This is a genomic window from Pseudoalteromonas sp. PA2MD11 (assembly GCF_017808125.1).
GTDB classification, from domain to species: Bacteria; Pseudomonadota; Gammaproteobacteria; order Enterobacterales; family Alteromonadaceae; genus Pseudoalteromonas; species Pseudoalteromonas simplex.
Genome location: NZ_JADKNF010000005.1, coordinates 76750 through 89835, shown reverse-complemented (window position 1 = coordinate 89835; position 13086 = coordinate 76750). Strand labels below are relative to the sequence as shown.

The 13086-nt window shown below is 41.1% G+C and carries 12 protein-coding genes; 4 read left to right on the top strand and 8 right to left on the bottom strand.

Annotation, left to right across the window (positions count from 1 at the left end):
* Nucleotides 1-2 precede the first annotated feature (2 nt).
* The 3 genes from ISP07_RS08015 to ISP07_RS08005 all read right to left on the bottom strand — a co-directional run bounded on the left by ISP07_RS08015 (nucleotide 3) and on the right by ISP07_RS08005 (nucleotide 2616).
* Nucleotides 3-1229 (bottom strand): efflux RND transporter periplasmic adaptor subunit, encoded by a 1227-nt coding sequence (locus ISP07_RS08015; protein WP_209327303.1) that lies wholly within the window; start codon nucleotides 1227-1229, stop codon nucleotides 3-5.
* A 74-nt stretch (nucleotides 1230-1303) separates the two neighbouring features.
* Nucleotides 1304-2113: a bifunctional DNA-formamidopyrimidine glycosylase/DNA-(apurinic or apyrimidinic site) lyase gene (gene mutM / locus ISP07_RS08010; RefSeq protein WP_054552701.1), complete on the bottom strand. Its 810-nt coding sequence runs from the start codon at nucleotides 2111-2113 to the stop codon at nucleotides 1304-1306.
* Nucleotides 2114-2124: 11 nt separating this feature from the next.
* A complete protein-coding gene (locus ISP07_RS08005) occupies nucleotides 2125-2616 on the bottom strand; it encodes a hypothetical protein (RefSeq protein ID WP_054552702.1) in 492 nt (163 codons plus the stop codon).
* A gap of 151 nt (nucleotides 2617-2767) precedes the next feature.
* On the opposite strand from ISP07_RS08005, the gene ISP07_RS08000 reads away from it, so the two are divergent.
* A complete protein-coding gene (locus ISP07_RS08000; protein WP_209327302.1) occupies nucleotides 2768-3694 on the top strand; it encodes a manganese-dependent inorganic pyrophosphatase in 927 nt (308 codons plus the stop codon).
* 69 nt (nucleotides 3695-3763) lie between these two features.
* Here the strand turns inward: ISP07_RS08000 and rlmB are convergent, their stop codons facing one another.
* The 5 genes from rlmB to ISP07_RS07975 all read right to left on the bottom strand — a co-directional run bounded on the left by rlmB (nucleotide 3764) and on the right by ISP07_RS07975 (nucleotide 9599).
* Nucleotides 3764-4510, bottom strand: coding sequence for a 23S rRNA (guanosine(2251)-2'-O)-methyltransferase RlmB (rlmB, locus tag ISP07_RS07995; protein WP_209327301.1), 747 nt, complete (start codon nucleotides 4508-4510; stop codon nucleotides 3764-3766).
* A complete protein-coding gene (gene rnr, locus ISP07_RS07990) occupies nucleotides 4507-6990 on the bottom strand; it encodes a ribonuclease R (RefSeq protein ID WP_209327300.1) in 2484 nt (827 codons plus the stop codon). Before rnr ends, rlmB begins: the two co-directional genes overlap by 4 nt.
* 145 nt (nucleotides 6991-7135) lie before the next feature.
* A complete protein-coding gene (locus ISP07_RS07985; RefSeq protein ID WP_194441963.1) occupies nucleotides 7136-7738 on the bottom strand; it encodes a response regulator transcription factor in 603 nt (200 codons plus the stop codon).
* A complete protein-coding gene (locus ISP07_RS07980) occupies nucleotides 7735-8820 on the bottom strand; it encodes a sensor histidine kinase (protein ID WP_209327299.1) in 1086 nt (361 codons plus the stop codon). Before ISP07_RS07980 ends, ISP07_RS07985 begins: the two co-directional genes overlap by 4 nt.
* Nucleotides 8821-8894: 74 nt before the next feature.
* On the bottom strand, nucleotides 8895-9599 hold the full coding sequence (locus ISP07_RS07975) for a tetratricopeptide repeat protein (RefSeq protein WP_194441968.1): 705 nt from the start codon (nucleotides 9597-9599) through the stop codon (nucleotides 8895-8897).
* Nucleotides 9600-9841: 242 nt separating this feature from the next.
* Here ISP07_RS07975 and ISP07_RS07970 point away from each other — a divergent pair, with 242 nt between their 5' ends.
* The 3 genes from ISP07_RS07970 to ISP07_RS07960 are packed head-to-tail and all read left to right on the top strand — an operon-like array spanning nucleotide 9842 to nucleotide 13045.
* On the top strand, nucleotides 9842-10690 hold the full coding sequence (locus ISP07_RS07970) for a DUF350 domain-containing protein (RefSeq protein WP_228290552.1): 849 nt from the start codon (nucleotides 9842-9844) through the stop codon (nucleotides 10688-10690).
* A gap of 20 nt (nucleotides 10691-10710) precedes the next feature.
* Complete coding sequence (locus ISP07_RS07965; protein WP_209327298.1) at nucleotides 10711-11529, top strand: hypothetical protein; 819 nt, start codon at nucleotides 10711-10713, stop codon at nucleotides 11527-11529.
* Nucleotides 11519-13045, top strand: a complete 1527-nt coding sequence (locus ISP07_RS07960) for a polyamine aminopropyltransferase (protein WP_171041501.1) — start codon at nucleotides 11519-11521, stop codon at nucleotides 13043-13045. The genes ISP07_RS07965 and ISP07_RS07960 overlap by 11 nt, the downstream gene beginning before the upstream one ends.
* Nucleotides 13046-13086 lie beyond the last annotated feature (41 nt).

Here is a 13086-nt window from a genome sequence, read left to right as displayed (position 1 = left end):
AGTTAAGCTCCCTGCTTATTTTTTTCATCATCTTGTTTGCTTGGTTTATCTGGCGCCAGTGGAATAGTGCCCGTGTTTGGCGTTAATCGGCGTTTTTCAAACTCGGCTAACGAAATCGCTTTTACTTGCTGACCATGACGAATGCGATGCAAACCTTTCACCACCACTTGCTCACCTGCACTCAAGCCACCGCTGGCAACAATTCCTTGTTCACCGTAATGCTCAACAACAATAAAGCGTCGCTCTATCTCACCTGAATCAAGGACCACCATCACATAAATACCGCCTTGCTCAACTTGGGTAGCTTCCTCAGGGACGACAATGGCATCTTTCAATTCAGATAATTTAATCCGTGCTTTTGTATATTGCCCAGGTAATAGCTCACTATTAGGGTTAGGCAGCTTTGCTCTTACTTTAAAGGTGCCCGTTTTCGGGCTAATTTTAGGGTCGGTAAAACTCACATCACCCCAATATCGATACTCGCTGCCATCAGGCAAAGAAATACGTACAAAGCCTTCTAGCGCCTTGCCCTTTTGCTCAGCTTGTAGCTGCTCCATCATACTGGTCATACGCCGCTTAGCATTCAAATAATCAAGTGCCGACATATTAAAGTTAACAAAAATAGGGTCTATTTGCTGAATGGTGGTAAGGAGCGAAATACCATTACTGCCAACCAAAGCACCAAGATCGGCTTCAGAGCTACCCACCATGCCACTGATTGGCGCTGTCACGCGGGTATATTCTAAATCAAGCTTGGTTTCTTCAAGTTCTGCTTGGGTTGCTGATAGTGATGCTTGCGCTTGCTCTTGAATCGAAATTGCATTGTCGTAGTCGAGCTGACTTGCTGCGTCTTGCTCATAGAGGGGTTTTAAACGGGTTACATCGCGCTTTGCTTTAGCCAGCGCCGCTTGGTCTTTTTGCAGCGCCGCTTTAACGCGATTAAGCTTAGCTCGGTAAGGTCTATCATCAATGGTGTAGAGTAAATCTCCCTCATTTACCCAGCTACCTTCAACAAATTCTACGCTTTGTACAAAGCCGGTGATCCTTGCGCGTACTTCAACATCCAGCGACGCATCTGTACGCGCCACGTAATTCCCATACAGCGGCACATCAAGCTGCTTAACCTCAGCGGTAACCACTTCTTCAACGATAACTTGAGGTTGCTCTTTAGAACAACCCAGCAGTGCCGCTAAGCACACGCACCCTATGACGTATTTGTTTAATAGCATACAACCTTCTCATTCCTTAAGCCTGTCTCTATCTTGCTATCTGTTGCAATACTACATAGATGAAGGATTCATTGTTATTTTTGACAATTAGAGCAGTACACAGTGCTTCTTTGCCCTAATCTAATTTCTTTTAATGGCTCTTTACACGTTACACATGGCTCACCTTTGCGACCATAAACTAGTAATTGTTGGGCAAAATAACCGGGCTTACCATCACTTTGAGCAAAATCTTTTAATGTTGTGCCGCCTTGCGTGATAGCCGCAGCAAGTGTTTCTTTAATAATAGGCACTAATTGCTGATAACGCTTTAAAGACACCTTGCCGGCTTCTCGTTTCGGGTGAATTCCGGCCTTAAATAACGATTCATTAGCGTAGATATTACCCACACCAACTACCACCGCGTTATCCATAATAAACTGTTTTATCGGTACTTTTTTATTTCTAGACTGTTCGTAAACACGCTTTGCAGCGAACTCATCGGTAAGTGGCTCCGGCCCGAGCTTGGTTAGCAAGGTATGACATTCGCCTGGTGCTTGCCATAAGCAGGCACCAAAGCGACGCGCGTCGTTGAGTCTTAGCGCTTTACCTGAGGCTAAAATAAATTCGATATGGTCGTGCTTTTTTAATGGCTCATCAGCACTCACAACTCGTAAGTTGCCCGACATTCCTAAGTGCAGAATAACACTACCCAGCTCACAACCGAGTAATAAATATTTTGCTCTACGCTCCACTGAAGTAACTTTAAGTCCTTGTAATTGATATACATCATCAGGCACAGGCCAACGCATACTGGCGTTATGAATATTTACTTTGGTCACTGTTTGGTTAAGCACATGCGGCGTTATTCCCAAACGGCTAACTTCAACTTCTGGTAATTCAGGCATCTGTGACTCTCTTAAAACGGGTATAACGGAAACAACTTAGCAGCATCAGCTTGTTCAAGCTCAAATACTCGTTGTAGCCGCTTATCTAATAAATAGTATTGCTGATCTATGTTGTACAACTGATACACCGCTGGCAACTGCTCACCGGCTAACCATACTGAAGCAACATAATCAGCCGATGTCTGTGAAATTTTACTAACAGGGAGACTGGCAATAGTCAGTTTTTGATGTTGCCAAAGTTCAACAAGTTGTTCGAGCTGCTGCTCATCGCCTTGCCATGTAGTTTCTTGCAGTGATTGGCTACGCCAAGAGGTGCCGATACGCTCGATTTTTAATTCTGGAAATGCCATTGCTAAAATGAAGCTTTGCTCTGGGAGTAATGCTTGTACTCCTTCTTCAACGGGCTGTGTATTGAGCTTTTTATGTAGGCCATTGAAGAAAAAAATCATCAATAGCATCGAAATAATCACCACATTATTCCATGCTTTTCGGCTCAAGCGCATCAGTATCTTCCTCAGTTTTCAATATCTTAAAGTGTAACCAAAAAGGACATTAATTGGCAGTTGTAATTGATCAACAAAATTTCATGTCTGTTATGTATCAATCTGTCGATACTTTGCTAAAATATCCGCCAAATTTAAAGGAGTTCCGTCAATGTCAATGTATGTAGTGGGTCATAAGATCCCTGATTCAGATTCAATTTGCGGTGCAATTGCGCTTGCTTACTTAAAAAACCAGATCAATGAACCTGCGATCCCGACGCGTTTAGGTGAAGTATCACCTGAAACACAATTTATCCTAGATAAATTCGGTTTCGAAGCACCTGAGCTAAAACTTAGCTACGCAGGCGAAGACGTTTATATCGTTGACCACACAGAAAAAACACAAGCACCTGATGACATCGATGAAGCGCGTGTTGTAGGTGTTGTTGATCACCACAAACTAGGCGACTTAACATCATCAACACCACTTGAGTGTTGGATCCGCCCAGTGGGTTGTTCAAACACTATCATCAAAATGATGTATGACTTCTACAACGTAGAGATTCCAAAAGATATCGCAGGCATCATGTTATGCGCTATCTTAAGCGACACTGTAATCTTTAAATCACCAACGTGTACAACAGCTGACATCAAGTGTGTTGAAGCACTTGCTGAAATCGCTGGCATCGAAGATTTCAAAGAGCTTGGCATGGAAATGTTCAAGGTTAAATCAGCAGTTGAAGGCACGCCTGCACGCGATTTAGTAATGCGTGATTTCAAAGACTTCAACATGAACGGTAAGCTAGTAGGTATTGGCCAGCTAGAAGTTATCGACCTTGCAGTATTTGATGAAATCAAAGCAGATCTTGAAGCTGATATCGCTAAGCTTAAAGAAGAAGGCGATCGCCACTCAGTATTACTCCTGTTAACTGATATCATGAAAGAAGGCTCAGAAATGCTAATTACGTCTGATGACGTATCTGTAATCGAAGCTGCTTATGATGTTAAATCAGAAGACGGTCGCGTTTGGTTAGATGGCGTATTAAGCCGTAAGAAGCAAGTAGTACCACCACTACAAGACGCTTTCGCAAAGATCTAATCTTACGAAATAGATACAAAAAAGCCGATGTTACATCGGCTTTTTTTGTGTCTAAAATTTTCGCGGTAGTTAGATTTGCGTTGCATTACGCTGACGTAACACTTCAAATAAACAAATACCGGTCGCAACTGACACATTTAAACTAGATACCGAACCAGCCATTGGGATTTTAACTAATAAATCACAATGCTCACGAGTTAAGCGGCGCATACCATCCCCTTCTGCACCCATAACAATCGCCATTGGCCCTGTTAGATTTGCATCGAATAACTCAGTATCTGTTTCACCTGCAGTGCCGACAACCCAAACACCTGCGTCTTTAATTTCGCGTAATGTGCGTGCCAGATTAGTGACTTGTACCAGTGGTACTGTTTCTGCCGCACCACATGCTACTTTACGCGCTGTGCCATTGAGTTTTGCTGATTTATCTTTAGGAACGATAATCGCGTGCACGCCTGCAGCATCAGCACTACGTAAACACGCCCCTAAGTTATGCGGATCAGTTATGCCATCAAGTACCAGTAAGAAAGGCGTTTCTTCACGGGCTATGATCTCATCAAGATCTTTTTCGTTATACATACGGGCTGCTTTTACATTGGCAATAATGCCTTGGTGCTGCTCACCGTCGGCTTTATTATCAAGCGCTTTACGCTGCATAAATTGTACAGAAATACCGAATTTACGTGCTTGGTCAATAACCGGGTTTAAACGTTTATCTTCACGTCCTTTTAAAGCATAAATTTCTAAAAAGCGCTCTGGCTCTTTTGCTAAAATTGCTTCAACTGAGTGAAAACCAAAAATTAATTCATTACTCACGTATTATTTGCTCCTCGGCCATTACGTTTACGGGCATTCTTACCCGGTCTTTTTGCCTTTTTGGTGGCTTTCTTCTTGCTCTTCTTGTTGCCGGCTTTTAAAGCATCGGCTTGTTTACCATTAGGTTTTTTACGCCCTTTAGAATGAGAAGACTTGCCACGTTTTTCGTTGTCTTTATCGCCTGACTTAGCCTCAAAACTGCCTGACTGCGGTTTTTTGCCAGGGATTTTACCGGCCTTAAGCTGGGCACGAACACTTGGTTTTGCAGGGGCACTACGACCACGACGACGCGCATAACGGTCTTGTTGCGCTTCACCTGCTAACACTAGGTTTATGCGTCGCTCATCAAGACTTACAGATGAAACCTGAACCGTGACTTTATCGCCTAAACGATAAACGGTATGTGTTTGTTCGCCAATCAAGCAATGCTTAGCTCCATCATAATGGAAATATTCATTACCTAAATTAGTTACATGGATCATACCGTCGATTTGTAAATCGTCTAAGCGTACAAATAAGCCAAAGTTAGTTACCGATGAGATCACCCCACCAAATTCGTCACCAACATGGTCTTGCATAAATTCACATTTAAGCCAATCTGCTACTTCGCGAGTCGCATCATCAGCACGGCGTTCAGTGGTTGAACATTGCTCACCTAAAATATCAACTTCGTCATCAGTGTAGGCATACTCACCCGATGTTTGCTGACCTTGTGCTTTAAGCACGGCTTTAATTGCACGGTGCACCACTAAATCAGGGTAACGACGAATTGGCGATGTAAAGTGGGCATAGGCTGGTAAAGCTAAACCAAAGTGGCCAATGTTATCTGGCTGATAAACCGCTTGCTTCATTGAACGGAGCAGCATGGTTTGAATAAGCTCAGCTTCTGGACGGTCGCCTAATTTAGCTAACACTTGGGTTATTTCTTTTGGTGTTGGCTCATCAGAAATCGCAGTTTCGATACCCAGCTCTGATAAAAAGTTTCTGAAGAAACCAAGCTTTTCAGCATCCGGCTCATCATGCACACGATAAAGCGCACTCGCCTCGTGCTTTTCTAATAATCGGGCTGCCGATACATTCGCTAAAATCATGCACTCTTCTATAAGTTTGTGTGCATCATTGCGAACCACTGGCACGATTGATTCAATCTTACGATGTGCGTTAAACACAAAGCGCGTTTCTAAGGTTTCAAACTCAATCGCACCACGTTCTTGGCGTGCTGCTTTTAGTGCCATATACATTTGCTGTAAGTCAGTTAAATGCGGCACCATCTCGGCATATTCTTCACGCAGCTTTTCATCGCCTTGTAAAATCGCATTCACTTTCGTGTAGGTAAAACGAGCGTGTGAATTCATCACCGCTTCGTAAAATTTATACCCAGACAACTTACCTGCTTCTGATACTGTCATCTCAGCAACCATACACAAGCGGTCAACTTTCGGGTTTAATGAGCATAGGCCATTCGATAACACTTTTGGCAGCATCGGAATAACTTGCTCAGGGAAGTACACTGAGTTACCACGCTCGATCGCTTCTTTATTCAGAGGCGTGTTCATTCCTACATAGTGCGACACATCGGCAATGGCCACCCATAAACGCCAACCACCTGAAGGCTTGCGCTCACAATAAACGGCATCATCAAAGTCACGGGCATCTTCACCGTCAATGGTCACCAGCGGTAAGTCACGTAAATCAACACGACCTTGCTTTGCTTGCTCATCAACAAACTCACCTAAATGAGCAACTTGCTTTTCAACCGCTTCTGGCCACACATGAGGAATATCGTGATTGCGTAGTGCAACTTCAATTTCCATACCCGGTGCTAAGTGCTCACCTAGTACCTCAGTGACTTTACCTACCGCATTCATATGTCGGCTAGGGTTTTGGGTAATTTGCACCTGCACCATTTGGTTGTGGCGCGCGCCATTTTCACTACCCGGTAGTACCATAATGTCTTGCGTTATGCGAGGGTCTTCAGCCACAACAACTGCAATACCATGCTCAACAAAATAGCGGCCAACTATCGGTGCACGTTCATTGGTTAAGACCTTAATGATACGTGCTTCGCATTTGCCGCTAGATCCTTTGCGATTGCCTTTAGCAAGCACAATGTCACCGTGCAACACCATATTCATTTGGTGCTTGGCGATAAACCAATCTTTACTCTCACCTTCAACTTCTAAAAAGCCGAATCCGTCACGATGACCAATGACCTTACCTTTAACCAAGCCAGATTCATCAATCAATGCGTAGCATTTAAACTTATTGAAATACAGTTGACCATCGCGCTCCATAGCACGTAAACGACGTTTGAACGCAATTTGACGCTCTGTATCATTAACATGTAATTCGTCACAAAGTTGTGTGAAGTTTGCTGGTTTGGCACGAGATTCTAAGTGAGTAAGTATAAACTCACGGCTAGGGACGGGGTTTTCGTACTTTTCTTGTTCTCGACTGAGATTTGGATCCTGTTTTGACATTCACTATCTTGTTAGTTGGTTATGTTGTTATTTTAACCCATAACCTAACAATGAGACAGGCAAAAGCTATGAAACTTTTAAGAAATTGATTAAACCTGTTTTCGCACTCAAATTGCTCAATAATTTAATAGCAAAATTAAGGACCTTATAACCACCCTTTTTGTCTTGCTATGCGAGCAGCATCTACTCGGTTTACCGCATTTAGTTTACTCATTGCTTCTGAAAGATAATTTCTAACCGTCCCTTCTGATAAAAACAATGTTTTTGCAATATCTTGAGTTTTTAAGCCATCAGCGGCTAATTTTAATGCTTTGCGTTCTTTATTAGTCAATGGATCAGTGTCAGATAATGCAAGTAAAGCAAGTTCGGGATCAATGACTCTTCGGCCTTGATTGACTGATTTTATTGCATTAATTAAATGCTCTGATGGCGCTTCCTTTAAAATAAAGGCGCGAACATCTGCTTTCATAGCACGTTTTATGTAACCTGCTTTTGAAAATGTAGTTATTATCATGGTTTTAATATCAGAATGACGCTTACTCAGTATTTCTACCAATTCGATGCCTGACATATTGGGCATTTCAATATCTGATAACACCATATCAATCTTATTTTGTTCAATAAATTTAAGTGCAGCTTTGCCATCCTCTGCTTGCCCAACGACATTAATAAATGGATCAAGTCCAACAAGCGCACTAATTGCTTCCCTAACCATTTGCTGATCTTCAACAATGAGTAAATTAATCATGATAAATTCGCTCGAAAATTCATAGTCAGGTTAAACCCTTTTTTATTTTCCACAATAAGCTCTCCGCCAAGTGCTTCAGTACGCTGCTTAATGCCATTAATGCCATTGCCACTTTTAAATGTGGTTACTATACCGTTATCCTTAATTGATATTAGTTCCTTACTAATATCAATTAAAACTTCATTCCCTTTACTATGCCTTAAAATATTAGTGCAAGCCTCAGTAACAATAAGCGATACGGTTTTTTGTGTTGCTGTCGATAAGTTTGTTAATTCATTGTTTACTATTACATTAAAGCCATTTTGTGTTAGCTCTTCTTGCAAAAACTCTAACTGTTTAGTGAGGTTAAACTGTTTCATATTTGTTACTGCTTTACGAATATCACTGAGTAAATCTCGGCTAATGGCCGCCACTTGCTTTATTTCACTCTGTGCTTGCTCAACGTTATCATTAACAATTAACTTTTCGGCTAGCTCTGCTTTTAGAGCAATCGACGATAGACTGTGGCCAGCTAAATCATGAAGGTCTCGTGCAATGCGCTCACGTTCAGCAATCATTGCCAACTGTTCTATTTGATATTGACTTTTTTGTTCACTTAACTGATGTATTCGTTCACGCCTCTCAGCACGTCCCATAAAATAAAGTGCAATGCTGATGATGAGTGCTGGCGCAATAAAATATGGATTATTCAAATCAAATAAATACACCGCGAGAAAAATACTCAAAGCAACAGCAACTAGCCCTAAAACGCCTTTTTTTTGTCTAAAGTTGAACCCAAAAAAATAGCAAGCAAAGCCAAATAAAGTTTGTGTTCCAAGAGTTAAATATGTACCAAAAGTTGCAATAATAACAATTATAGACACAGGAATGAGCGCGTCTTCACCTTTTGCATTAGCAGCTTTAACATAGTAAAAAATAAAAGTTATATATATCATAACTATAATAAAAATATCTAAAGCTGCGAATTGCTCAAAACTTAGAATCAACGGTAAAAAATAAAAACTTGAAAAAACAAGTGGCCCCCAGACCCAGTAAGGCTTTTTTTCAATTGCTAAGCTTTGTCTAAAACTGTCACTTTTCATTTATGCTCAATCCCATTTTTTGGCTTTTTTTAATTTTATCTAAACTTGGGCAGCATATGGCTGCCCACGATTAGTTACTGCTTATTGTTATTTATCAAAATCTTAGGCCATGTATAGTTTGGTGCAAGGTCAAGCGATGTTTGCCAATCTTGCACTGCTTTTTGCACATCATTTAGTGCTAGATATGTTAACCCACGCCAGACATATGCTTCCGCCTGCCCCCATTTATAACCATCATTATTATCATTTTGATAGTGAATAAGAGACGCATTCAATGAGCTTAGCGCTTGCTGTTTACTGCCACCAAACATGCTAGGTGTGTTTAAAGCAATTATACCTTTAACTAGATGAGCACGAGGATTACTTTTGTCAATTTGCACCGCATTATTTAACGCATTGTTCGATTTAATGCCGTAGTAAAAACCTGTAATAGGTTTAATAGAAATACGATAACCATACACTTGAGCAAGCAATGCGTTTGCCTCACTTTTATCTGCGTCAAGTTTATCGTCTAAAAGCGCTGCTTGTGCAATATCAAGTAAGGCAAGCGCTTTTTCAGTTTCACCCATGATATTATGTGCAATAGCAAGGCGATAATTCACAAGCGCTGCATCATACCCTGCTGCATTTTTTGCTATTTCGGTAAGTTCTGACAAGTTATGCTGTTGAGATGCAAGTTCAATACTATCTATAGTACTTTGTTCAGCAAATACGTAATTTGTGTTAAATATAATTGCCGCAGCGAATAACGCGTAAATATTTTTAGTAATTAGATTCATAGCTATACCCTTTATATTAATGAATGACAAACCGACATGTATCGGTACAGGTATAGTGTTACTTAGAAAAGAATGAGTTTTTAACGACATTTGTAAGCAATACATCATGACAATTGTCATAAAAAAGCGATGAAACTTTTAAGAAATTAATTAATTCTGCCAAAAATGAAGCGTTGATATTCTTTGCAACAAACACTCTGTGTTAATATTTTCGGAAAATAACAACAAGCTAACATAATTATATGGATATTAACTTAACCCATTACCTCGCAACGATGGCCTATAACAGCGCCTATATTGGTCTATTCATTGCGATCATAGCCGTTGCAAAACTGTCGTATAACTTAGCAACCCCTTATAACACCACCAGCCAGTTAACCGATAATGCCAACAGTGCCTTAGGTTTATCTATTGGTGGCTATTTAGGGGCAATTACCATTATTTATGGCTTTGTTTTAGCTGGGCCTAGTCAAGGTTTGCTAAGCGATTTGATGAATGTATCTCTGTACAGTGTATTAGGTATGGTACTGCTAACCTGCTCACGTATTTTGAATGACAAGTTACTGCTGCGTTTGTTCTGTAACCAAGAGCAATTAATTAACCAACAAAACGAGGCCGTAGGCTTAGTACAAGCGGCAAACTATATGGCTGCTGCGCTGATCATTGGTGGTGCATTAACCGGCGAAGGCAGCTGGTTATCGGCCATAGTGTTTTATTTTTTAGGGCAACTAATGCTGATCATTTTTGCCAAAGGCTATGATCACCTCACTGCTTTTAATCTTCACGAACAGCTCGAAAAAGGTAACAAAGCCGTAGCGCTTAGCTTTTCTGGCACCATGTTGGCGCTAGCTATTATCTTGTGTCATGCGCTCATTGGTGGCTTTCATAGCTGGCAACAAAGCTTAAGCTTATTCTTTATTGACGCATTATTTGGCTTTTTAATTTTACCAATTGTACGTTACCTCGTTGATAAAATTATCTTTAGTAAAATTTCACTCGACCAAGCAATGCACGACAAAAACACCGCCGTTGCGGTTATTGAAAGCAGCATTGCAATCTGTGTTGCTGTTATCATCACTATCGCTATTTAAGCTTATTTATGGAGTAATGGATGAACATCTATAAGCTTTTTATTATTGCCGCTATCACATTTGTTGTTTGCTTAGTGATACGTGTAGATCTACAAGCGCCACTTATTAGTGGCCAATATGGCAACTTTAAAGACTACGACGGACAAGACAAACCTTACCTATTTACAGTGCCAGAAGATGGCCAAATGATGCGCTTGGAAATTAAAGGCAGACTGCCTTTAAACTCATGGAAAGCCATTGATATCGAAATTTTTGACCCTGATGGTAACTACTTATTTAGTTACTCTGATGAACTTTGGGCAGAAACCGGACACGATTCAGATGGTAAATGGACTGAGTACCGTGATTATACTCATCACGATGTCCACTTCCCTAAGAAGGGGCAATATAGCGCCTACGTCAGTAGTACGTTTGGCCCAAATAAGCGTGCCGAACATTTTAGTTATACGTTTCGTATTATTCCAATCAAAGGTAACAGTAATTTCATGCTACCGCTGTTATGGATTTCTGGTTTCATCGGCGGTGTAGCGCTATTTGTAATGCTGCATCGTTTAGAAGCTGAGCGTGAAGGCTCTGATATTACTTATAAACCAATTAATAAGTTAAACCCAGAAGCTATAAAAGCAATGGAATCGCGCATCTCAGTTTGGCCTATTGTGTTACTGTTTTTAGCACCCGTGCTCTTCTTTTCCTTCTTGGCATATAGCAAAGGTGACAAAGAGCAAGATTGGCAAGTTTACTCCTATCACCACCTCACGATAAGCGTTGATAAACAATTGCGTGAGCAAAGTATTGGTAGTGCAGGTTTCCGTTCACGAGGCGGCCCAGGTGGTAAATAAATCAATTCGCGAAAGCCACATTTTACTGTTTAGCATTTTTGTTGCAGGCCTTTGCTCTATTATTTATGAGCTGCTGATCGCAACTACCGGTGCCTACTTTTTGGGTGATAGCATCACCCAATTTTCCCTGACGATTGGCGTCTATATGGCGGCAATGGGGGTTGGCTCTTATTTTTCGCGTTTTGTGCCTGATAAGCCATTGCTGGTGTATTTTATTGGCTTTGAGTTAGCGCTTGCGCTACTTGGTGGTTTGAGTGTGCCCTTGCTGTATTTCTGTTATGCGTTTGGTTTACCGCTGCAAGCAATTAGTATTTTACTCACCACGCTAATAGGGATTTTGATTGGTTTAGAAATTCCGCTGTTAAGTCGCCTAATGGAAAAACATTATGCGCTAAAAGCAAACCTCGCCAATGTGTTATCTATTGACTACTTTGGCGCCCTGCTTGCGACTTTACTGTTTCCTTTTCTATTTTTACCTTGGCTTGGGGTTTTTAAAACAGCCTTAAGCTTTGGCTTAATGAATCTAAGTATTGCGCTGTTATTGCTGTGGTACTTTATCGACCATATCAGCGCAAATCGTCGAAAAGTGCTTAGGCTCACTTTAGTTTTAGTCTGCTCAGTATTAGTGCTTTGCTTATTTGCGAGTAAACAGCTTACCCATCTTTGGCAAAGCCAAATCTACGATGACCGTGTTGTACACTCAGAGCAAACGCCCTATCAGCAAATTGTACTCACTCGCCATAAAGATGATATTAGACTTTATTTAAACGGTGGCTTACAGTTTTCATCGATTGATGAGTATCGCTATCACGAAGCGCTTATTCATCCCGCTATGGTGCGCCATGGCAATGCAAAACGTATTTTAATTTTAGGTGGTGGCGATGGCTTAGCAGCCAGAGAGCTTTTGAAGTACCCGCAAATAGAGTCTATTACCCTAGTTGATTTAGACCCAGCAGTAGCTAGGCTTGCGCAAACTAATCACAACCTGACAACTCTTAACAAGCACTCACTCAGTGACCCTAAAGTGACGGTTATTCATCAAGATGCTTATGTGTTTATTGAGCAAAGCGAACAGCTGTTCGATATTATTTTTATTGATTTACCTGATCCAAAAGCAATCAATTTAGCACGGCTTTACAGTCAGCAGTTTTATCAACTAGTAAAAACACGATTACCAAATAACGGTATTGTAGTGACCCAGGCCACCAGCCCATTTTTTGCGAAACACGCATTTTGGTCTATCAATAATACGCTCAGTGCAGCAGGCTTTGCGCACACCTTGCCTTACCATTTGAATGTGCCCTCTTTTGGCGAATGGGGATTTGTTATGGCTTGCAACTTGATGTGTAGTAACCAACAAGTATTACCGGTTAAAACCCGCTTTTACCGCCCAGAAAATGACGCACAATTGTTCATTTTTACCCCGGATATTAGCGCTAACAATGAAAAAGTATCGACGCTTGATGAGCCTAATGTGCTGCACTATTACTTGCAGGGATGGAAATATTGGAACTAAACGAATGGATTAGCCCATTTGGGGAGTTTACAAAGTAAAGG